Below are 22,949 nucleotides of genomic sequence, written 5' to 3'. Positions count from 1 at the left end.
CGGTTTGCGCTTCCCGGCTGGCAGTCATACCACCCGGGAAGCGTTGAAATTATTGATAAACTGGCAGGACGTTAAAGCTCGATAAGAAATGGACCACCACGTTTCCGGCACCAAACAGCAGAATTAGCACAATCATCGGCATTCCACCCCAGACGCGAAACTGTGGGCTACCGAAGCGCTTGCGTGAAGCGCGGGCCAGTAGCGCCGGCACAATCGCCGCCCAGATGGTCGCCGCTAACCCGGCATAGCCGATGGCATATAGAAAACCATCGGGCTGAAGCAGGCCGCCAATCACCGGTGGAACAAAGGTCAGCAGCGCCGTTTTAAAACGCCCCAGCGCAGAATCATCAAAACCAAACAGATCGGCCAGATAGTCAAACAGGCCCAGAGTCACTCCAAGGAACGAGCTGGCAACCGCGAAGTTTGAAAACACGACCAGCAGCAGGTCCAGACTACGGCTGTTGAGTACGCCGCTCAGCGCCTGCACCAACACGTCAATGTTACCGCCCTTCTGAGCAATACCGACAAACTCCGGACGTGGAATATTGCCCATTGTCACCAGCAACCAGATGACATACAGCCCCAGCGCCAGCAGCGTGCCGTACACCAGGCAACGGACGATGGTGCGCGGATCCTTGCCGTAATACTTCATCAGGCTAGGCACATTACCGTGGTAGCCAAAAGAAGCCAGGCAAAACGGCAGCGTCATCAGCAGATACGGCGTGTAGGAGGCATTTTTTTCGGCAACATTAAACAACGTCGTCGGTTCAACATGTCCCAGCAGGCTTCCAAAGGTCAGGAAAAAGGTGATGACTTTTGCGCCCAGTACAATCGCCGTCATCCGGCTCACCGCTTTGGTACTCAACCAGACGATAAAGGCGACCAGCACTGCAAACCCAAAGCCTGCCGCCCGTGCCGGCACGTTTAGCGAAAGCTCGGAGAACGTATGGTGCAGGATCGAACCGCTGGCCGAAATGTAGGCGTAGGTCAGGATATAAAGGACGAAGGCAATGGAAAGCCCATTAATCAGGTTCCAGCCTTTGCCGAGCAGGTCTTTGGTGATGGTGTCAAAACTGGAACCAATGCGGTAGTTCAGGTTTGCTTCCAGAATCATCAGCCCGGAGTGCAGCATACAAAACCAGGTAAAGACCAGAGCTGCCAGCGACCAGAAGAACCACGCACCGGACATGACCACCGGCAGCGAAAACATGCCCGCGCCAATAATGGTCCCGCCGATAATCACCACGCCGCCAAACAGGGACGGTCGGGTTGCCGTAGTGGTAAGTGTCGCCATTTAACGCAATCTCCAGTCAATCATGCTTTTGGTTATTAACGCGAAGCACTGTACCAGTACACGAGTACAAAAGGAATAAAAAAAGCCCCAATCATTACGATCGGGGCTGTATCATTTACTTTACGCTAGCGGAGTGCGCTAATTACGCATCGCCACCGAAACGACGACGACCAGCGGAATCTTCACGGCGCGGTGCAGCTGCATCATCACGACGCGGTGCACGACCTTCACGACGTTCGCCGCTGAAACGACGACCATCACCACGGCCACCTTCGCGACGCTCACCGCTGAAATTACGGCCGCCTTCACGACGTTCGCCACCGAATGCACGACCGCCTTCGCGACGTTCACCACCGCCACGACGCTCGCCGCCACGGTCCGGACGCGGCTGAGCATCGCCCAGCAGCTGCATGTTCATCGGCTTGTTCAGGATGCGGGTACGAGTAAAGTGCTGCAGAACTTCGCCCGGCATGCCTTTCGGCAGTTCGATAGTGGAGTGGGTACCAAACAGCTTGATGTTACCGATGTAACGGCTGCTGATGTCGCCTTCGTTAGCGATAGCGCCAACGATGTGACGAACTTCAACGCCATCATCACGGCCCACTTCAATGCGATACAGTTCCATATCACCCACGTCACGACGCTCGCGCTTAGGACGATCTTCACCACCACGTTCCGGACGGTCGCCACGCGGGCCACGGTCATTACGATCGTTACGACGCTCGAAACGATCGTCGCGATCGCGGAACTCACGCTTAGGACGCATCGGTGCATCCGGCGGCAGAATCAGCGGACGCTCACCCTGAGCCATTTTCAGCAGTGCTGCGGCCAGAGTTTCGATATCCAGTTCTTCACCTTCAGCGGATGGCTTGATGTTCGCCAGCAGCGCACGGTACTGATCCAGATCGCTGCTTTCCAGCTGCTGCTGAATTTTCGCGGCGAATTTTTCCAGACGGCGTTTGCCCAGCAGCTCTGCGTTCGGCAGTTCTACTTCTGGAATCGTCAGCTTCATGGTGCGTTCGATGTTACGCAGCAGGCGGCGTTCACGGTTCTCAACGAACAGCAGCGCACGACCAGCACGACCCGCACGACCGGTACGGCCGATACGGTGAACGTAAGATTCTGAGTCCATCGGGATGTCGTAGTTAACAACCAGGCTGATACGCTCAACGTCGAGGCCACGAGCCGCAACGTCGGTTGCAATCAGGATGTCCAGACGACCATCTTTCAGACGCTCCAGAGTCTGCTCACGCAGGGACTGGTTCATGTCGCCGTTCAGCGCGGCGCTGTTATAACCGCTACGCTCCAGCGCTTCTGCCACTTCCAGGGTCGCATTTTTGGTACGAACGAAGATAATCGCCGCATCAAAATCTTCCGCTTCCAGGAAACGCACCAGCGCTTCGTTTTTACGCATGCCGTAAGCAGTCCAGTAACTCTGGCTGATGTCCGGGCGAGTCGTTACGCTGGACTGGATGCGCACTTCCTGCGGCTCTTTCATAAAGCGGCGGGTAATACGACGGATCGCTTCCGGCATAGTGGCAGAGAACAGAGCGGTCTGATGACCTTCTGGGATCTGAGCCATAATAGTTTCTACGTCTTCGATGAAGCCCATGCGCAGCATTTCGTCAGCTTCATCCAGCACCAGACCGCTCAGTTTAGAGAGATCCAGCGTACCGCGTTTCAGGTGGTCCAGCAGACGACCCGGGGTACCGACGACGATCTGTGGTCCCTGGCGCAGAGCACGCAGCTGCACGTCATAACGCTGGCCGCCGTAAAGGGCTACCACGTTTACGCCGCGCATATGTTTAGAGAATTCCGTCATCGCTTCAGCAACCTGTACCGCCAGTTCGCGGGTCGGCGCCAGCACCAGAATTTGCGGTGCTTTGAGCTCAGGATCAAGATTGTTCAGCAGCGGTAAAGAGAACGCTGCAGTTTTACCGCTACCGGTCTGGGCCATACCCAGAACGTCGCGGCCGCCCAGCAGATGCGGAATGCACTCAGCCTGGATCGGAGATGGTTTTTCGTAACCCAGATCGTTAAGGGCTTCAAGGATAGGAGCCTTCAGGCCCAGATCTGCAAAAGTGGTTTCGAATTCAGCCATGTAGTACGTGTGCCTCAAAATTAATGGCGGCCAGTCTACATAACTCAACGTGAAAATTTAGAGTAATTTTCATTGAAAAGTGTGAACCGGCTCAAAGTAGGTGTATTAACGAACAACAACGCCCTCACCCGCTAAGGTGATGGCAAACAAAAAATGGGCTGATGTGTGTTCGTCAGCTATTGCTGGTCCGATTCTGCCAGGTCATCTTGCTCCTGGCCCAAGAGCGATAATTCCAACAATGCGTATCGGTGCTCAACGTAGTTGTGGACGTTGTTTGCGACCGCCAGTTTGAACAGTGCCGTAGCGCTGTCCCTGTCCCCCAGACTTAGGTAGTACTTACCTAAATAGAAGTTGGTTTCACTGAGATGCTCAGCGAGCGAGGTGTTATCCGTTGCGTCTGCCTTCAAACGATCCATCAGCGTTTTTTCGCTAATATCGTTAAGGTAGAACTCGACAATGTTCCATCCCCATTGTTCTTTATCCGATTTGTCGAAGCGCTGTTTCAGTGCTTCAAGTGCCTGCTTCTCGTCGAGTTTGCGCTCGGCGAGATAAAGCCACAGACTACGGAAAGGATCATTGGGATCGTCTTGATAAAACGCCAGCAGATCATCTTGCGCTAACTTAGCACGACCGCCGTAATACAGAGCGATGCCGCGATTTAAGTGCGCGTAGTTGTAAGTTGGATCAAGCTCAAGTACAGAATCAAACGCTTCATAGGCAGCATCAAAATTGCCTGCCTGCGTTAAATAAATGCCTAAGTAATTGAATACTTCAGGCATATCTGGTCGGATTGCCAGCGCTTGTGAAAAATCATTTCGCGCTAATGCCCTCAGACCGAGACTATCATACAACACTCCGCGCTCATATAAAAGCTGTGCGCGTTCGTCATCGGTTAAAGCCCGACTGGCAAGAATTTGTTCCATGCGCGCCAGAATCACTTCTTGCTGCAAAGTCGGTTGCAATGGCACCGCGAGGACTGCGTCCTTACGCCAGGCAGAGTTGCTGCATCCTGCCAGCGTGAGAGCTGTCGCCACGAAACACCAGCGCAAAAAAGGCTTCATTTCCCACTCCCGAAGACAACGATTGGATGAACGTCCAGTTCCCCGACTGCAAACAAGGCGTCCTGCCCGTAATAAGCCCTCCGCCAGAGCGGAGGGCAAACGGCAATCTTACTCGCCCTGCTCAGCAGCCGGAGCTTCCGGTGCAGCGGCAGGCTGAGTTTGTTCAGCTGCTTCTTTAATGCTCAGACGAACGCGGCCCTGGCGGTCAACTTCCAGTACCTTAACCGGTACTTCCTGACCCATCTGCAGGTAATCGGTCACTTTCTCAACGCGCTTGTCGGCGATCTGAGAGATATGAACCAGACCTTCTTTACCGCCGCCAATGGCAACGAATGCGCCAAAGTCTACGATACGGGTCACTTTACCATTGTAGACGCGGCCCACTTCGATCTCAGCAGTAATCTCTTCGATACGACGGATAGCGTGCTGTGCTTTGTCACCATCAGTTGCTGCGATTTTCACGGTACCGTCATCTTCGATTTCGATGGTGGTGCCGGTTTCTTCGGTCAGCGCACGGATGACGGAACCGCCTTTACCGATAACGTCTTTGATCTTGTCCGGGCTGATCTTGATGGTATGGATACGCGGTGCGAATTCAGAGATATCGCCGCGCGGCGCGTTAATCGCCTGCTCCATAACGCCCAGGATGTGCAGACGTGCACCTTTAGCCTGGTTCAGCGCAACCTGCATGATCTCTTTGGTGATACCTTCAATTTTGATATCCATCTGCAGTGCAGAGATACCGTCGCGGGAACCCGCTACTTTGAAGTCCATATCACCCAGGTGGTCTTCGTCACCCAGAATGTCAGACAGAACAACGTAGTTGTCGCCTTCTTTCACCAGGCCCATTGCGATACCAGCAACGGCGGCTTTCACCGGCACGCCAGCATCCATCAGCGCCAGAGAAGCACCACACACGGAAGCCATAGAAGAAGAACCGTTAGATTCGGTGATTTCAGAAACCACACGTACGGTGTACGGGAATTCTTCAGTGGTCGGCATAACGGCCAGCACGCCGCGCTTAGCCAGACGACCGTGACCGATTTCACGACGCTTCGGTGAACCTACCATGCCGGTCTCACCAACGGAGTACGGAGGGAAGTTGTAGTGGAACAGGAAGGAGTCAGTACGCTCGCCCATCAGTTCATCAATGTTCTGTGCATCACGTGCAGTACCCAGGGTCGCGGTAACCAGCGCCTGCGTTTCGCCACGGGTGAACAGTGCAGAACCGTGAGTACGCGGCAGAACGCCAGTACGAACGTCCAGACCACGGATCATATCTTTTTCACGACCATCGATACGCGGTTCGCCTGCCAGTACGCGGCTACGAACGGCATTTTTCTCGATAGCGTGCAGGATTTCACCCAGTTCGTTAGCGTCCAGGGTTTCGTCTTCTGCAACCAGCGTAGCGATGACTTCAGCTTTGATCGCGTCAATCTGCGCGTAACGCTCTTGCTTGTCGGTGATACGGTAAGCGTCGCTCAGACGAGCTTCAGCCAGTGCGGCAACGCGTGCGTTCAGCGCTTCGTTGACGGCTTCAGGCTGCCAGTCCCAACGCGGTTTGCCCGCTTCTTTCACCAGGTCGTTGATGGTCTGAATAACAATCTGCTGCTGCTCATGGCCAAAGACCACGGCGCCCAGCATCTGGTCTTCGCTCAGCAGTTCTGCTTCGGATTCCACCATCAGTACGGCGGCTTCGGTACCGGCAACAACCAGGTCGAGTTTACTTTCTTTCAGCTCATCCTGAGTCGGGTTCAGTACGTACTGGTCGTTGATGTAGCCAACACGTGCGGAACCGATAGGACCGTTGAATGGGATACCAGACAGGGACAGAGCCGCGGAAGCACCAATCATGGCGACGATATCCGGGTTAACCTGTGGGTTAACGGAAACAACGGTAGCAATAACCTGAACTTCGTTGACGAAGCCTTCCGGGAACAGCGGACGAACCGGGCGGTCAATCAGACGCGCGATCAGGGTTTCGCCTTCGCTCGGACGGCCTTCACGACGGAAGAAGCCACCCGGGATTTTACCGGCTGCGTAGGTACGTTCCTGGTAGTTAACGGTCAGCGGGAAGAAGTCCTGACCTGGTTTAGCTTTTTTCTGACCAACAACGGTAACGAATACCGCAGTGTCATCCATGCTCACCATGACAGCGGCACTGGCCTGACGAGCCATCATGCCGGTTTCCAGGGTGACGGTATGTTGGCCGTACTGGAATTTACGAACGATCGGATTTAGCAAGATTCTATCCTTTATATCAATTGGTGACGCTATATCCACGACATAGCATCGTTGACCCGATCTTTTGCATCCTCGCGACTAATGACAACCTTTACCCGTCTCTACAGGTCAAGCCTCTCATTAGCCGCGCGAACCTCTGCACAAAGATCATTAATAGCAACAATACATGAGTTTTTAGTGAATTGCTGCCGCCCGGTCGAAAAAAGGGGCCCTGAGGCCCCTTCTTCTGAAACTCGCAGAATTAGCGACGCAGACCCAGACGCTCGATCAGCGCAGAGTAACGTGCAACATCTTTACGTTTCAGGTAGTCGAGCAGTTTACGACGCTGGGAAACCATGCGCAGCAGACCACGACGGCTGTGGTGATCTTTTTTATGCTCGGAGAAGTGACCCTGCAGATGGTTAATCTGTGCAGTCAGCAGTGCAACCTGAACTTCGGTAGAACCGCTGTCGTTTTCGCCACGACCAAACTCAGAAACGATTTTTGCTTTAGCTTCAACGCTTAGAGACATTTTAAAACTCCAAATTGAAAAGAAAGAAAGGGTGCCGATCTCTAATTCAGCGACCCCCGATGTAACGCCCGAAAATGTTAAAACACTTTTGCGGACGTTAAGCGGCGATATTCTACTCGCAGCCGGCTTTTATCGCAAGAACAGCCCTCAAGCTGGGTATTCAACAACCAGGCGACGTGGCGCCACGCGGCCTTCATCGTCAATCTCACCCATCCCGAGAAACGTCCCGGCTTCACCTTCGGTGACCCGAACCAGCCCCTGGAACGGCACGCCTGATGTGCGAACCGGGTTACCGTTCTTAAAGTAAACGGCCGATGTTTCTGGAATATTAACCACCGGATAATCCGATGCCGGACTGTCCATCGGCATTAGCAGCGGGTCAAGAAGGTCTGCGGCAGGGATATCCTGCGCGGCGGCCTGTTCAACCAGCGCCTGAAGCTGTTCCAGCGTCACCATCCGCTCAACCGGATATTTGCTGACGGCCAGGCGACGCAGGAAAATCACGTGCGCGCCGCAGCCCAGCTTCTCGCCTAAATCGTCGATAATCGTACGAATATAGGTGCCTTTTGAGCAGTGAATTTCCAGCTCCAGCTCGTCACCTTCATGACGAATAAACAGCAGTTCGTAGACGGTAATCGGGCGGGCTTCGCGCGGCACGTCAATGCCCTGACGGGCATATTCGTACAGCTTTTTCCCCTGGTACTTCAGCGCCGAGTACATCGACGGCACCTGCTGGGTTTCACCACGGAAACTGTCCAGCGCTGCCGCCAGCTGTTCATCGTTAAAGGTGAGCGGGCGTTCTTCTACCACCTGACCATCGGCGTCGGAGGTATCGGTGCGCTGCCCGAGTTTGGCAATCACGCGATAGCGCTTATCGGAATCCAGCAGGTACTGAGAGAACTTGGTGGCTTCGCCAAGGCAAACCGGCAGCATGCCGGTTGCCAGCGGATCCAGCGCACCGGTGTGCCCTGCCCGGTTCGCGTTATAAATACGTTTTACTTTTTGCAGTACATCGTTGCTGGAGGCGCCCTGAGGCTTGTCCAGCAGCAGTACGCCGTGCACATCACGACCGCGACGACGAGGACGACTCATTAGTCCTCCTTGCTGTCGTCCGGGTTCACACGACGTTCATCGTCATGTTTCACCACGCTGGTCACCAGGTTGGACATGCGCATCCCTTCGACCAGTGAGTTGTCGTAGAAGAAGGTCAGTTCCGGCACGATGCGCAGACGCATCGCTTTACCCAGCAGAGAACGGATAAAGCCAGATGCTTCCTGTAACGCTTTGATACCCGCTTTAACCGCGGCTTCGTCTTTGTCGTTCAGAAAGGTCACAAACACTTTGGCATAAGCCAGATCGCGGGACATTTCGACGCCAGAGACTGTCGTCATCATACCCAGACGCGGGTCTTTAATTTCACGCTGCAGGATGATAGCAATTTCTTTTTGCATCTCCTGAGCCACACGCTGCGGGCGACCGAATTCTTTCGCCATAATAGATTCTCCAGATAAAGACAAAAAAGGGGCCTTAGCCCCTTTTTAGAATGCGTGCCGGGTGGCGCTGTGCTAACCCGGCCTACCATCAGCAATTAAGCGATAGTACGTTGGATTTCAATGATTTCGAATACTTCGATCATATCGCCAACGCGAACGTCGTTGTAGTTCTTAACACCGATACCACATTCCATGCCGTTACGGACTTCGTTAACGTCATCTTTGAAGCGGCGCAGGGATTCCAGCTCGCCTTCATAGATAACCACGTTGTCACGCAGAACGCGGATTGGGTTATGACGCTTGATGATACCTTCGGTAACCATACAGCCCGCGATGGCGCCAAATTTCGGCGATTTGAACACATCACGCACTTCAGCCAGACCAATGATCTGCTGTTTCAGTTCCGGAGACAGCATGCCGCTCATTGCTGCTTTCACTTCGTCGATCAGGTTATAGATGACGGAGTAGTAACGCAGATCCAGGCTTTCTGCTTCGATAACTTTACGTGCAGAGGCATCAGCACGTACGTTGAAGCCCACCAGGATGGCGTTGGATGCCGCAGCCAGAGTCGCGTCGGTTTCGGTAATACCACCGACACCAGAACCAATGATCTTCACTTTCACTTCGTCGGTAGACAGTTTCAGTAAAGAGTCAGAGATCGCTTCCACAGAACCCTGAACGTCCGCTTTCAGTACTACGTTCACTTCGTGAACTTCGCCTTCAGTCATGTTAGCAAACATGTTCTCAAGCTTAGACTTCTGCTGACGTGCCAGTTTGACTTCGCGGAATTTGCCCTGACGATACAGCGCAACTTCACGCGCTTTTTTCTCGTCACGAACAACGGTCACTTCGTCACCGGCAGCCGGAACACCGGACAGACCGAGGATTTCCACCGGAATGGACGGACCGGCTTCCAGAACTTCCTGACCCAGTTCGTTACGCATTGCACGAACGCGACCATATTCGAAGCCACACAGAACGATATCGCCTTTGTTCAGGGTACCTTCACGTACCAGAACGGTAGCAACCGGACCACGACCTTTATCCAGGAAGGATTCGATAACCGCACCGCTTGCCATACCATTACGCACGGCCTTCAGCTCCAGAACTTCAGCCTGCAGCAGGATGGCGTTCAGCAGATCGTCGATACCGGTACCGGCTTTCGCAGATACAGGGATGAACTGAGATTCGCCGCCCCACTCTTCCGGCATAACGCCATACTGAGACAGTTCGTTTTTAACACGATCCATGTCAGCTTCTGGTTTGTCGATTTTGTTCACTGCAACAACGACCGGAACCTGCGCTGCTTTCGCGTGCTGGATAGCTTCGATAGTTTGCGGCATCACGCCATCATCGGCAGCAACAACCAGAACAACGATATCCGTTGCCTGAGCACCACGAGCACGCATGGAGGTAAACGCGGCGTGACCCGGGGTATCCAGGAAGGTGATCATCCCGTTTTCAGTTTCAACGTGATATGCACCAATGTGCTGGGTAATACCGCCCGCTTCACCGGATGCCACTTTCGTTGAACGAATGTAGTCCAGCAGAGAGGTTTTACCGTGGTCAACGTGACCCATAATGGTCACAACCGGTGCACGGGCTTCTGCCGCAGCGCCAGTATCACGGTCGCTCATTACCGCTTCTTCCAGCTCGTTTTCACGACGCAGGATAACTTTGTGGCCCATCTCTTCGGCAACCAGCTGTGCGGTTTCCTGGTCGATGACCTGGTTGATGGTCGCCATTGCGCCCAGCTTCATCATTGCTTTGATGACCTGAGAACCTTTGACGGCCATTTTGTTGGCCAGGTCACCCACGGTGATGGTTTCACCAATGATAACGTCACGGTTTACAGCCTGCGCAGGCTTCTGGAAGCCCTGTTGCAGAGAAGAACCTTTACGCTTACCACCTTTACCGCCACGAACGGCTGCACGAGCCTCTTCACGGTCGGCTTTGGATTCTGCGTGCTTGTTACCTTTCTTCTGAGGACGTGCGGCTTTGGCGTTACGGCCACGGCCACGACCGCCTTCAACTTCGCGATCGTTGTCGTCTTCAGCCTGACGAGCATGCTGGGACGTGGTCACGTGGTAATCGCTGGTGTCTTCAGTCGGCTCAGCATTCACACCATTTTTCTCATTTTCTTCGGCCATGCGGCGGGCATCTTCCGCAACACGACGCGCTTCTTCTTCAAGCTTACGACGCGCTTCTTCTTCCGATTTACGCTTCAGCTCTGCTGCTTCGTTTTCACGGCGGATCTTTTCAGCCTGGGCGGTTTTGGTCATATCGTCGGTTTGTTGATTGCTCACTTTGTCTTTTTCCGCGGCTTCACGTTTCGCTTTCTCAGCGACTTCACGTTTAGCTTGTTCTGCGGCCTCACGTTCAGCTTTTAATTGCGCCTCTCGCTTGGCAGTTTCTTCTGCCTCACGATGGGCTTGCTCTTCCGCTTCACGCTGCGCCTGCTCTTCCGCGGCAAGGCGTTCTGCCTCTTGCGGATCGCGTTTCACAAAGGTGCGTTTCTTGCGGACTTCGATTTGTACCGATTTACTCTTTCCACCGGTACCTGGAATATTCAACGTGCTGCGCGTTTTGCGCTGCAGCGTTAACTTGTCGGGCGCCGAGCCGTGTTCACGGTTCAGGTGCGACAACAAGGTCTGCTTCTCTTGCGCTGTCACAGAATCATCAGCCGATTTGCGAATCCCTGCATCAGCAAATTGCTGTATCAGGCGATCCACAGAGGTCTGAATCTCTGAGGCCAGCGCTTTAATGGTCACATCTGTCATGCTGTTCCTTCCTGCTACAGTTTATTACGCTTCGTCGCCGAACCAACAAATATTACGGGCGGCCATGATGAGCTCTCCGGCTTTTTCGTCGGTCAACCCTTCGATATCAGCCAGATCATCAATGCCCTGCTCGGCGAGATCTTCCAGCGTACAAACGCCACGGGCAGCCAGTTTGAAAGCCATCAAACGTTCTAAACCTTCGAGATTCAGTAAATCTTCAGCAGGTTTAGTATCTCCCAGGCTTTCTTCCTGAGCCAGCGCCAACGTGGTCAGCGCGTTTTTCGCACGCTCACGAAGTGCTTCAACGGTGTCTTCATCGAGGCCGTCGATTTCCAGCAGTTCTTTTACCGGCACATAGGCCAGTTCTTCCAGCGTAGCGAAGCCTTCTTCAACCAACATCGTGGCGAAATCTTCATCAATATCAAGATATTTAGTGAAGGTATCGATCGCCGCGTGGGCTTCAGCCTGATGCTTCGCCTGCAGGTCATCAACGGTCATGACGTTGAGTTCCCAGCCGCTCAGCTGCGAGGCCAGACGGACGTTCTGACCGTTACGGCCAATCGCCTGCGCCAGGTTGCCTGCTTCAACCGCGATATCCATGGTGTGTTTATCTTCATCAACCACGATGGACGCGACATCAGCCGGAGCCATTGCGTTAATCACGAACTGCGCCGGGTTATCATCCCACAGGACGATATCGATACGCTCACCGCCCAGCTCGGTAGAAACCGCCTGAACGCGCGCACCACGCATACCAACGCAAGCGCCAACCGGGTCGATACGCTTATCGTTAGTTTTTACTGCAATCTTCGCACGGGAGCCAGGATCGCGAGCGGCGGCTTTAATTTCGAGAACTTCTTCACCGATTTCTGGTACTTCAATACGGAAAAGTTCGACCAGCATTTCTGGTTTGGAACGGGTGACGAACAGCTGAGCACCACGAGCTTCCGGACGAACAGCGTACAGCACGCCGCGAATACGGTCACCAGGACGGAAGTTTTCACGCGGCAGCATATCTTCACGCAGGATCACGGCTTCAGCATTGCTGCCCAAATCCAGAGTGATGTTATCGCGGTTTACCTTCTTCACCACGCCGGTGATGATTTCACCTTCGTGCTCACGGAACTGATCGACAACCATGGCGCGCTCAGCTTCACGGACTTTCTGCACGATAACCTGTTTCGCGGTCTGCGTGGTGATACGGTCGAAGGTAACGGATTCAATCTGGTCTTCAACGTAATCGCCAGGATTCATGCTTTCGTCTTCGTAGCGCGCCGCTTCCAGCGTGATTTCGCGCGTCGGCTGGGTCACTTCTTCAACGACCAACCAGCGACGGAAAGTGTCAAAATCACCGCTACGACGATCGATGCTCACACGCACATCGATCTCTTGTTCGTATTTTTTCTTGGTCGCCGTTGCCAGTGCACTTTCCAGTGCTTCGAAAATCTTTTCGCGCGGCAGCGCTTTTTCGTTGGAAACGGCTTCAACAACAGCCAAAATTTCTTTGTTCATCGGGGCCTTTCACCTCAATCCAGACTGTTAAAAGTGGGGAACCAGGTTCGCCTTCTGGATGTTACTCAGCGCGAACACTTCATCTTTGCCTTCAACGGTTACCGTGATCATTTCACCGTCTACCGCTTTGATAATGCCCTGCCATTTGCGACGGTTCTGTACCGCCATACGCAGTACCAGCGAGACTTCCTCACCGGAAAAACGCGCGTAGTGTTCGGCGGTAAACATCGGGCGATCAAGGCCAGGTGAAGACACTTCCAGGTTGTAAGCTACGGTGATTGGATCTTCGACATCCATGACAGCGCTGACCTGGTGGCTCACATCAGCACAATCATCAACATTGATGCCATCATCACTATCAATATAGATGCGCAGTGTAGACGTGCGACCGCGAACGAATTCGATGCCGACCAGCTCAAAGCCAAGCGCTTCAACTGGCGCAGTGAGCATCTCTGTTAATTTTTGCTCTAATGTGGACAAACCCACCCCCAAGACATAAAAAAAGGGCGTATCGCCCAGTTATTCTGAAGTCAGATAACAAAAAACCCCGATAAATCGGGGTTTTAGATAACTGAACCCTGCGATCGCAACTGCGATCTGGAACACCTTCCAGGAGAATTCTTTCAAATTCGGCTACGAAGGACCAGGTCCTCACAGTATATTTGAAAAAGTACTCAATGGGAAAGTGGTTGCGGGGGCCGGATTTGAACCGACGACCTTCGGGTTATGAGCCCGACGAGCTACCAGGCTGCTCCACCCCGCGCCTGAAACGTGGCATATTTTACTCTTAATGAGTAAAAGACGCAAATACTGCTGGGATTTGGTACCGAGGACGGGACATAAAATCGTGGTAAAGTTTATTGATAAACCCTATATTTTGTCAACATGTATTTCATCATGTCCTGTTCCCGTTTGTGCTGTCATTTCGCTCTTTTTTAGCAAAAAAGCAATGAATCACTTCCTGTCATCCGCAAAAGATGATTAAATGAAAACTCACAATTAATGCATAAACATGCAATAAAAACTGTTCCACTTGATACTATTGTTACCGCCTCTTTGGCCACGGAAAGCGCGCAGTCACCAGAGCAGCGTCAATGTTCGTCACGATTATGTGCGGAGTCCGGAAAAACAACGGCAGGCAGTTATAGTCAAATGGGACAGGTTTTACGACTTGATAAACCGAACTCACAACAGTCTATCTAGCAGGGTTTTATTTTATGACGACGATTCTTAAGCATCTCCCGGTTGGTCAACGCATTGGTATCGCTTTCTCTGGTGGACTGGATACCAGCGCCGCACTGCTGTGGATGCGCAAAAAAGGCGCTGTGCCTTATGCCTATACCGCGAACCTGGGTCAGCCGGACGAAGAGGACTACGATGCCATTCCTCGTCGTGCCAAAGAGTACGGTGCCGAAGGCGCTCGTCTGATCGACTGCCGTAAGCAGCTGGTCGCAGAAGGTATCGCTGCTATCCAGTGTGGCGCGTTCCACAATACCACCGGTGGCCTGACCTACTTTAACACCACCCCATTGGGTCGTGCGGTAACTGGCACCATGTTGGTTGCTGCAATGAAAGAAGACGGCGTGAACATCTGGGGTGACGGCAGTACTTATAAAGGCAACGATATCGAACGTTTCTATCGTTATGGCCTGCTCACCAACGCCGAACTGAAAATCTACAAACCGTGGCTGGATAGCGACTTTATCGATGAACTGGGCGGCCGTCAGGAGATGTCCGAGTTTATGATTGCCTGCGGCTTTGACTACAAAATGTCGGTAGAAAAAGCCTACTCCACCGACTCCAACATGCTGGGCGCCACCCACGAAGCGAAAGATCTGGAGTTCCTGAACTCCAGCGTCAAAATCGTTAACCCGATTATGGGCGTCAAATTCTGGGATGAGAGCGTAAAAATTCCAGCTGAAGAAGTGACCATCCGTTTTGAGCAGGGTCATCCTGTAGCATTGAACGGTAAAACCTTCAGTGATGATGTTGAGCTGATGCTTGAAGCGAACCGCATCGGTGGCCGTCATGGTCTGGGTATGAGTGACCAGATCGAAAACCGCATCATCGAAGCAAAAAGCCGTGGCATCTACGAAGCCCCGGGGATGGCGCTGCTGCATATCGCCTACGAGCGTCTGCTGACCGGCATCCATAACGAAGATACCATCGAGCAGTATCACGCTCACGGTCGTCAGTTAGGCCGCCTGCTGTATCAGGGCCGTTGGTTTGACTCACAGGCGCTGATGCTGCGTGACGCCCTGCAACGTTGGGTGGCGAGCGCCATCACCGGCGAAGTCACGCTGGAACTGCGTCGCGGTAACGACTACTCGATCCTCAACACCGTCTCCGACAACCTGACCTACAAGGCAGAGCGTTTAACGATGGAAAAAGGTGACTCGATGTTCTCCGCAGAAGACCGTATTGGCCAGTTGACAATGCGTAATCTGGATATCACCGACACCCGTGACAAGCTGTTTGGTTACGCGCAATCGGGTCTGCTGACCGCCTCCTCGGCGACCGGCCTTCCTCAGGTTGAAAACCTGGAAAACAGAGACAAATAAGCTCTTTTTCCCTGTGCACTAAGCCGACGCTAATCCGTCGGCTTTTTACTGTGCTGCGTTACCACCGATGTGCAAATAACCACCCGCAAATTTTTACCTGTCGCAATTTCTTATAATTGTTGTCTATAATCAGCCGAATACATTTATCCTTGACCCCGTGAGGATCTCAATGAATATTAATCCCCCGGTCAGGCCAAACCAGGCAATCAACCGTCTTCTGGAAATCCTAGAACCGTACGCGACACCCATGAACGTTGTCGCCAGAAAACGGCTGACCCCAAGCTATAAAGGCAAGACGCAGCTCTATCTTTTAAAAAAAGGTGAGCTATCGGTCATCCGTTCTTCCGACAAATTATTGATTGTGACGGTCTATGAACCGCATCTGTTTGGCGTAGCGGAAATATTGCAGCCCAGCCATAGCCATGCCCTGCGCGCCGAAGTCGCTTCCGATGTATTACGTATCGATAGCGATCACGCCATCAAACTGTTCCGCGAACATAATCTGTGGGAAGAGGTCACCCGCCTGCTGGCTTACCACACGTCTTACCTGGTTTATCGCGACGATCTGGTCTTACAACAACGCACCTATTCGGTTATCCGCAATCATCTAATGGAGATGCTGCTGTTACCGGAAGAGACACGCTTACGCGTCTCCATTCTTGAATATATTCAGGATCGTACCCACCTTTCACGCAGCAGTATTCTCAATGTCCTGTCGGCGTTAAAAAAGGGAGGCTACATTGAGTTCGCCCGTGGCGGTTATCTGCAAAATGTAACTTCACTTCCTGAGAAATTCTAATCAGCCATCACGCTATTTATCGCTTATCTATCGTCGCCGAGCCATGAATCGGCAAGCGAATTTAAATTTAAACAAACAAACGATAACGACAAGCGATAAATGCTTTTATTCTGGGCCTCTGTGTTTATCACACTGAAAAGTGTACTGAAAGCTGAAAAACAGGCTCAGAAATGGCGATGGCATTCCCTGCTCCGGTCACCAGACGTGCTGCGGTACGCCGGTGGACGCAGAGACGTGCGCTTTCAGCTATCCCTGAAGACGCATAACGGATCAAACCAGTCTGATTCTTGATATCACCTGTGCCGTTGTCAGAGCATGCCTGCGACGCTAACGGCCATCTGCACAGCATAAGTTCGATCTCCCTGCCGTGCTGGTGATAATGGAAAGTGCTTCAGCTAATAACGATTAAACCCAAAAAACCGTTAATCATTTGCCCGAACGCTCGTATCGGGTATTTTTTTACCTGAAGGAATTCAACAATGAGCATGATCACTCCGAAATCAGTTCTGTTAGTTGCAGCTCTCAGCGCAAGCAGCGCTGCCTGCGCATCCGTTAATTTGCACGGCGAAGCGGGAGAGGAGTTCACTAACCTCTCAGCCAGTTTCGGCGCGGAAGATCCGGGCATGACGTTCAACGGCAACTGGGCGCACAGCGATAACGATGGTGATGTTGCCGGGTTAGGTATGGGCTATAACTTTAACCTCGGTCCGTTTCTTTTGACCCTTGGGGGGAAAGCGCTGTACCTGAATCCGAAGGATGGCGATGAAGGCTATGCGGTCGCAATGGGTGGTGGTGCACAGCTGCCATTGGGCGATTTCTTTACCCTGTTTGGTGAGACCTATTATTCCCCGGATTCCATGTCCAGCGGCGTCGACGACTATGTCGAAGCTAACGCCGGGGTACGGGTGAACGTCATTAAATCGCTGAGTATTGAAGCAGGATATCGCTACATCGATATGGCGGGGAAAAATAGCCATCGTGACAACACGCTCGCCGATGGGGCTTATGCAGGCTTCAACTTCCGTTTCTGATGGCACGCAAAAGGGATTGCCTTTGGCAATCCCTCATTCACTTAAGCAACCGCGGGTACGGTTTTCAGTAGCCGGTTGATCACCTGCAGGCCAGCAATGTTGTTCTCTTTACGATAAACTTCATTCATTGCAGACATCTGTTCCAGTTTCGTCAGCGCGCTATAGACATGAAACGCATCACTGTCTTTATCGAAAATGTCTTTCTTCGAGACATCCTGCAAGTAGTTATCTTTGAGCGACTGGCTCAGGCTACCAATCAGCGCAGTATTATCCTGAAAACAGCTAACGACCGCCTGGCCACTTTGTCCTGAAGGTTGTGCATCACTGTGTAATACCGGCACCGTTAAGGTATTAATGGTATCGACGGTATCCGCCGATGGCGTGGCACTGCACCCGGACAAACACAGGACGCCTGCGATAATAAACGACCTGAATTTTTTCATCTGCGTCACTTCACCTCTTCTGAATAGATGGGCGCGACTTTAGCGATTACGCAGGGTTCAAGACCAGTGAAGAGTTATTTATAAATAAACAAACACAAATTGCAGGCGAAAAAAAAGACGCTTTTCAGCGTCTTTTCTTTGGAATATTGGTACCGAGGATGGGACTCGAACCCACAAGCCCGTTAGGGCACTACCACCTCAAGGTAGCGTGTCTACCAATTCCACCACCTCGGTACAGAAATCTTAGTGCGGGATATCGCTGCTCGGCTGCGCCGGTGCTGCGGGTTGAGTTTGCTCGGTTTTCGGCGCGCTCAGGTTATCCCACTCACTTCCTTTATTGGTCTTGTTGCTATTGATATTACCCAGCACCAGACTGATGATGAAGAACAACGCTGCCAGGATACCAGTCATGCGGGTCATGAAGTTACCAGAACCGCTGGATCCAAACAACGTGCCGGAAGCGCCTGCTCCGAAGGAGGCTCCCATATCAGCGCCTTTACCTTGCTGCAGCATGATCAGGCCAACAAGACCAATCGCCACAATAAGGAAAACAACTAAAAGAGCTTCTTGCATAATCAACCTGTTCCTTGCGGATTCGCCGCATACCAATTGCTTCAACCAATAAAGCGGGACGCATTAACGTTTCCCACTGAAGCGGGTGTGAATACTAACCAAAGCGAATGACCTTCGCAAGGGCAATTTCGGTGCATTGTATCAACTGCGGAAAAAAACAGCAAAATGCGCTTTTGGGTCGAAGAAAAAGGCGGCAAATGCCGCCTTTTTAAACACATAGAACCACATCAGCCGACATGATTATCACCCTGCTCCGGGTCACCCTGTTAAACAGGCCGGCGAAGCACGTTGGCTTAATCAGGCATTTTTCACTGCATCTGCGATCCGGTGCGCAAAATCATGCACCTGCTCTTCGTGTTCACCTTCAACCATCACGCGAATTAACGGCTCGGTACCCGATTTACGCAGCAGCACGCGACCGCGGTTGCCTAATGCCGCTTCCACTTCCGCCATGACCGCCTTCACATTTTCGTGCTCCAGCGGGTTACCACTGCCTTCGGTGAAGCACACGTTAACCAGAATTTGCGGGAACATTTTCATGCCGCTGCACAGGTCATGCAGGCTCATATGGTTACGCACCATTGCCGCTACCACCTGCAGGCTGGCAACGATACCATCACCGGTCGTGGTTTTGTCCAACAGGATAACGTGGCCGGAGTTTTCGGCCCCGATACGCCAGCCTTTCTCCTGCAGCTTCTCAAGGACATAGCGGTCGCCCACTTTTGCCCGAACAAACGGGATCCCCAGTTGCTTGAGCGCCAGTTCCAGCCCCATATTGCTCATCAGCGTCCCCACCGCACCGCCGCGCAGCTGACCCTGACGCAATCCTTCACGGGCGATGATATACAGAATCTGGTCGCCGTCGACCTTGTTACCTTCATGGTCGACCATAATGACGCGGTCGCCATCGCCATCGTAGGCAATACCAAGATCGGCTTTTTCCGCCAATACGCGCGCCTGCAGGGCACGCACATCGGTCGCCCCGACCTCTTCATTGATATTGAGACCGTTGGGTTCGCAGCCCATCGCAATCACCTGAGCACCCAGTTCACGGAACACATTCGGCGCAATGTGATAGGTCGCCCCGTGCGCGCAATCAACCACGACTTTCAGAGCATTCAGGCTCAGTTCGTTCGGGAAGGTACCTTTACAGAACTCAATGTAGCGGCCAGCCGCATCGACAATACGGCTGGCTTTGCCTAACTCGGCAGAATCGACGCAGGTCAGCTCTTTTTCCATTTCGGCTTCAATGGCTTCTTCGACATTGTCCGGCAGCTTGGTGCCTTCAATGGAGAAGAACTTGATACCGTTGTCATAGAACGGGTTATGAGAAGCCGAAATCACAATCCCGGCTTCTGCGCGGAAGGCTCGCGTCAGGTAAGCCACCGCTGGCGTTGGCATTGGGCCGGTGAAAGAGGCCGACAACCCTGCGGCAGCCAGTCCCGCTTCCAGCGCCGACTCCAGCATATAGCCAGAGATACGAGTATCTTTACCGATGATAATTTTCCGTGAACCGTGACGTGCCAATACCTTCCCCGCTGCCCAGCCCAGTTTGAGTACGAACTCCGGAGTAATAGGCGCATCGCCTACGCGGCCACGGATACCATCGGTGCCAAAATATTTGCGGTTACTCATAACGTTTATTTTCCTTTGTGCTCAGAGTGGCTTCCACCACGCGTAGCGCTTCTACCGTTTCTTTGACGTCATGGACGCGAATGATCTGCGCGCCCTGCATCGCTGCAATTACTGCACAAGCCAGGCTGCCGCTGAGGCGTTCCGTCGGTCCGACGTTGAGCAATTGGCCCACCATCGACTTACGTGACATACCGACCAACAGGGGGAGGCCAAAATGGTGGAACTCGCCAAGTCGAGCAAGCAGCTCATAATTATGGGAAAGATTTTTACCGAAACCGAATCCTGGGTCGAGCAACAATTTCTCTTTTGCGATGCCAGCCTGCTCGCAACGCACGATATGTTCGGTGAAGAAGCGGACAACATCAGCAAAGACATCGTCATACTTCGGCGCTTCCTGCATGGTTTTCGGCTGGCCCTGCATATGCATCAGACATACCGGCAGCCCGGTTTGTGCGGCGGCTTCCAGGGCACCAGGCTCGGTCAGCGAGCGGATGTCGTTAATAATATGCGCCCCTGCCCGCGCAGACTCACGGATCACTTCAGGTTTCGATGTATCCACAGAGATCCAGACTTCAAAACGCTGGGCAATGGCCTCCACCACAGGGATAACGCGCGCTAACTCTTCCTCGACGCTGACATCTAACGCACCAGGGCGCGTCGATTCACCACCGATATCAATGATAGTCGCTCCCGCGTTAATCATCAGGTTGGCATGTTTCACCGCTTCTACCAGTGAATTATGTGTGCCGCCGTCCGAGAAGGAGTCGGGAGTCACGTTAAGGATCCCCATCACATGCGGATGGGAGAGGTCGAGGATTGAGCCCTGGGCTGCGAGTTTCATCACGAAATCCCTGAATCAGGAAGGGTTAATAAAAAGAAAAACCCCGGAGCGGCAGGCGCCCCGGGGTTTCGATATCTACAACAACATCAACAGCAGCTGACTTATTTGTCGCCCAGTTGCTCTGACATGGTGCCGCCCGGGTTCGGCGTACGCGGTTCATCGACCGGACGCGGCGCACTTGGCGTACCATTGTTGCCAGAATTATTGCTGCCGTTCGGATCTTCCCAGCCAGCTGGCGGGCGAACGTCACGACGAGCCATCAGGTCATCAATCTGCGGTGCATCGATAGTCTCATATTTCATGAGCGCATCTTTCATCGAATGCAGGATGTCCATGTTGTCGTTCAGAATCTGACGAGCACGATTGTAGTTACGTTCAACCAGTGATTTCACTTCCTGGTCGATGATACGTGCAGTCTCATCGGACATATGCTTCGCTTTCGCGACGCTACGGCCCAGGAAGACTTCGCCCTCTTCTTCCGCATACAGCAGCGGACCGAGTTTGTCAGAGAAGCCCCACTGCGTCACCATGTTACGTGCCAGATTAGTCGCGACTTTAATGTCGTTAGACGCACCGGTAGAAACATGTTCCACGCCGTAGATAATCTCTTCCGCCAGACGACCACCGTACAGAGTTGAAATCTGACTTTCCAGTTTCTGGCGGCTGGCGCTGATAGCATCGCCTTCCGGCAGGAAGAAAGTCACACCCAACGCACGACCGCGTGGAATAATCGTCACTTTATGGACCGGATCGTGCTCAGGCACCAGACGGCCGATAATCGCGTGGCCCGCTTCGTGGTAAGCGGTAGATTCTTTCTGCGCTTCTGTCATCACCATGGAGCGACGTTCCGCACCCATCATGATTTTGTCTTTCGCTTTTTCGAACTCAACCATCGACACGACGCGTTTGTTGCCACGGGCAGCAAACAGTGCCGCTTCGTTGACCAGGTTTGCCAGGTCAGCACCGGAGAAGCCTGGAGTACCGCGCGCAATGATAGCCGCATCGATATCTGGCGACAGCGGGACGCGACGCATGTGAACTTTCAAAATCTGTTCACGGCCGCGAACATCCGGCAGCCCAACCACAACCTGACGGTCGAAACGACCAGGACGCAGCAGCGCAGGGTCAAGAACGTCAGGACGGTTAGTTGCAGCGATAACAATAATGCCTTCGTTGCCTTCAAAACCATCCATCTCAACCAGCATCTGGTTAAGTGTCTGTTCACGTTCATCATGACCACCGCCCAGACCCGCGCCACGCTGGCGGCCTACGGCGTCGATTTCATCGATGAAGATAATGCACGGCGCTGCTTTCTTCGCTTGTTCAAACATGTCACGCACACGAGATGCGCCCACACCAACGAACATTTCTACGAAGTCAGAACCTGAAATTGTGAAGAACGGGACTTTCGCTTCACCGGCGATAGCCTTCGCCAGCAGCGTTTTACCGGTACCCGGAGGACCGACCATCAGGACGCCTTTCGGGATTTTACCGCCCAGCTTCTGGAAGCGGCTCGGTTCACGCAGGTATTCAACCAGCTCACCGACTTCCTCTTTTGCTTCATCGCAACCGGCGACATCAGCAAAAGTGGTTTTAATCTGGTCTTCCGTCAGCATACGGGCTTTGCTTTTGCCGAAGGACATCGCGCCCTTTCCGCCGCCGCCCTGCATTTGCCGCATAAAGAAGATCCAGACACCGATCAGCAACAGCATCGGGAACCAGGAAATAAAGATGGAAGCCAGCAGGCTCGGCTCTTCCGGCGGTTCGCCAACCACTTTAACGTTTTTCGTCAACAGGTTGTCGAGCAGCTTCGGATCGTTAACCGGAATGTAAGTCGTGTAACGGTTACTATCTTTCTTGGTAACGTTGATCTCACGTCCGTTGATACGCGCTTCGCGAACCTGATCCTGGTTGACCTCCTGCAGGAAGGTTGAATAATCCACCTTACGGCCATTAGACTCGCTGGGCCCAAAGCTCTGGAATACTGACATCAGCACAACGGCAATGACCAGCCAGAGTATTAGGTTTTTCGCCATGTCACTCAAGGGATTAACCTCTTATTACAACTGT

The 22,949-nt window shown here is 52.9% G+C and carries 19 protein-coding genes and 2 tRNA genes; 3 read left to right on the top strand and 18 right to left on the bottom strand.

The genetic code is table 11. From position 1 onward, the window contains the following. Positions 1–49: 49 nt before the first annotated feature. From mtr to ACMYSP_RS15345, 12 genes are all read right to left on the bottom strand, one after another. Complete coding sequence (gene mtr / locus ACMYSP_RS15400; RefSeq protein WP_434582924.1) at positions 50–1,294, bottom strand: tryptophan permease; 1,245 nt, start codon at positions 1,292–1,294, stop codon at positions 50–52. A gap of 142 nt (positions 1,295–1,436) precedes the next feature. Beyond that, entirely contained in the window at positions 1,437–3,395 is a 1,959-nt protein-coding gene (locus ACMYSP_RS15395; protein WP_434582921.1) for a DEAD/DEAH family ATP-dependent RNA helicase, read from the bottom strand. Continuing rightward, positions 3,388–3,468 carry a protein YrbN gene (yrbN, locus tag ACMYSP_RS15390; protein ID WP_099001532.1) on the bottom strand — a complete coding sequence of 27 codons (81 nt, stop codon included), beginning with the start codon at positions 3,466–3,468 and terminating at the stop codon, positions 3,388–3,390. Before yrbN ends, ACMYSP_RS15395 begins: the two co-directional genes overlap by 8 nt. Before the next feature lie 103 nt (positions 3,469–3,571). Next, on the bottom strand, positions 3,572–4,456 hold the full coding sequence (gene nlpI / locus ACMYSP_RS15385; RefSeq protein ID WP_123756336.1) for a lipoprotein NlpI: 885 nt from the start codon (positions 4,454–4,456) through the stop codon (positions 3,572–3,574). A gap of 108 nt (positions 4,457–4,564) precedes the next feature. After that, positions 4,565–6,700 carry a polyribonucleotide nucleotidyltransferase gene (gene pnp / locus ACMYSP_RS15380; RefSeq protein WP_123756335.1) on the bottom strand — a complete coding sequence of 712 codons (2,136 nt, stop codon included), beginning with the start codon at positions 6,698–6,700 and terminating at the stop codon, positions 4,565–4,567. A 241-nt stretch (positions 6,701–6,941) separates the two neighbouring features. After that, entirely contained in the window at positions 6,942–7,211 is a 270-nt protein-coding gene (rpsO, locus tag ACMYSP_RS15375; protein WP_123756334.1) for a 30S ribosomal protein S15, read from the bottom strand. 147 nt (positions 7,212–7,358) lie between these two features. After that, a complete protein-coding gene (gene truB, locus ACMYSP_RS15370; RefSeq protein ID WP_434582920.1) occupies positions 7,359–8,303 on the bottom strand; it encodes a tRNA pseudouridine(55) synthase TruB in 945 nt (314 codons plus the stop codon). After that, entirely contained in the window at positions 8,303–8,704 is a 402-nt protein-coding gene (gene rbfA, locus ACMYSP_RS15365) for a 30S ribosome-binding factor RbfA (RefSeq protein ID WP_004106092.1), read from the bottom strand. The genes truB and rbfA overlap by 1 nt, the downstream gene beginning before the upstream one ends. Before the next feature lie 95 nt (positions 8,705–8,799). Then, the gene (gene infB, locus ACMYSP_RS15360; RefSeq protein ID WP_434582919.1) at positions 8,800–11,484 is read right to left on the bottom strand and encodes a translation initiation factor IF-2; all 2,685 of its coding nucleotides are present in this window, start codon (positions 11,482–11,484) and stop codon (positions 8,800–8,802) included. A 24-nt stretch (positions 11,485–11,508) separates the two neighbouring features. Beyond that, positions 11,509–12,996 carry a transcription termination factor NusA gene (gene nusA / locus ACMYSP_RS15355; protein WP_434582918.1) on the bottom strand — a complete coding sequence of 496 codons (1,488 nt, stop codon included), beginning with the start codon at positions 12,994–12,996 and terminating at the stop codon, positions 11,509–11,511. Between the two features lie 27 nt (positions 12,997–13,023). Continuing rightward, entirely contained in the window at positions 13,024–13,476 is a 453-nt protein-coding gene (gene rimP, locus ACMYSP_RS15350; protein WP_148060396.1) for a ribosome maturation factor RimP, read from the bottom strand. A gap of 206 nt (positions 13,477–13,682) precedes the next feature. Beyond that, positions 13,683–13,759 (bottom strand) — tRNA-Met (locus tag ACMYSP_RS15345). 454 nt (positions 13,760–14,213) lie between these two features. Here ACMYSP_RS15345 and argG point away from each other — a divergent pair. The 3 genes from argG to ACMYSP_RS15330 all read left to right on the top strand — a co-directional run bounded on the left by argG (position 14,214) and on the right by ACMYSP_RS15330 (position 17,387). Then, positions 14,214–15,557, top strand: a complete 1,344-nt coding sequence (argG, locus tag ACMYSP_RS15340; protein ID WP_123756329.1) for an argininosuccinate synthase — start codon at positions 14,214–14,216, stop codon at positions 15,555–15,557. A gap of 169 nt (positions 15,558–15,726) precedes the next feature. Next, positions 15,727–16,356: a helix-turn-helix domain-containing protein gene (locus tag ACMYSP_RS15335; protein WP_434582917.1), complete on the top strand. Its 630-nt coding sequence runs from the start codon at positions 15,727–15,729 to the stop codon at positions 16,354–16,356. Positions 16,357–16,835: 479 nt separating this feature from the next. Next, positions 16,836–17,387 carry a YfaZ family outer membrane protein gene (locus ACMYSP_RS15330; protein ID WP_123756327.1) on the top strand — a complete coding sequence of 184 codons (552 nt, stop codon included), beginning with the start codon at positions 16,836–16,838 and terminating at the stop codon, positions 17,385–17,387. A 41-nt stretch (positions 17,388–17,428) separates the two neighbouring features. Here ACMYSP_RS15330 and ACMYSP_RS15325 read toward each other — a convergent pair whose 3' ends face one another. The 6 genes from ACMYSP_RS15325 to ftsH all read right to left on the bottom strand — a co-directional run bounded on the left by ACMYSP_RS15325 (position 17,429) and on the right by ftsH (position 22,915). After that, a complete protein-coding gene (locus ACMYSP_RS15325) occupies positions 17,429–17,830 on the bottom strand; it encodes a hypothetical protein (protein ID WP_434582916.1) in 402 nt (133 codons plus the stop codon). A gap of 147 nt (positions 17,831–17,977) precedes the next feature. Further along, positions 17,978–18,064 (bottom strand) — tRNA-Leu (locus tag ACMYSP_RS15320). 9 nt (positions 18,065–18,073) lie between these two features. After that, the gene (gene secG / locus ACMYSP_RS15315; RefSeq protein WP_100684841.1) at positions 18,074–18,403 is read right to left on the bottom strand and encodes a preprotein translocase subunit SecG; all 330 of its coding nucleotides are present in this window, start codon (positions 18,401–18,403) and stop codon (positions 18,074–18,076) included. A gap of 297 nt (positions 18,404–18,700) precedes the next feature. Beyond that, on the bottom strand, positions 18,701–20,038 hold the full coding sequence (gene glmM / locus ACMYSP_RS15310) for a phosphoglucosamine mutase (RefSeq protein ID WP_434582915.1): 1,338 nt from the start codon (positions 20,036–20,038) through the stop codon (positions 18,701–18,703). Continuing rightward, positions 20,031–20,879: a dihydropteroate synthase gene (gene folP, locus ACMYSP_RS15305; protein ID WP_331851094.1), complete on the bottom strand. Its 849-nt coding sequence runs from the start codon at positions 20,877–20,879 to the stop codon at positions 20,031–20,033. The genes glmM and folP overlap by 8 nt, the downstream gene beginning before the upstream one ends. Before the next feature lie 101 nt (positions 20,880–20,980). Beyond that, positions 20,981–22,915 carry an ATP-dependent zinc metalloprotease FtsH gene (gene ftsH / locus ACMYSP_RS15300; protein WP_434582914.1) on the bottom strand — a complete coding sequence of 645 codons (1,935 nt, stop codon included), beginning with the start codon at positions 22,913–22,915 and terminating at the stop codon, positions 20,981–20,983. Positions 22,916–22,949 lie beyond the last annotated feature (34 nt).

Origin of the sequence: Klebsiella sp. R390, assembly GCF_051131745.1 — a bacterium.
Classification (GTDB): Bacteria; Pseudomonadota; Gammaproteobacteria; order Enterobacterales; family Enterobacteriaceae; genus Klebsiella.
The sequence above is the reverse complement of the archived record's forward strand: the minus strand, read 5'-3'. Positions and strand labels throughout refer to the sequence as shown.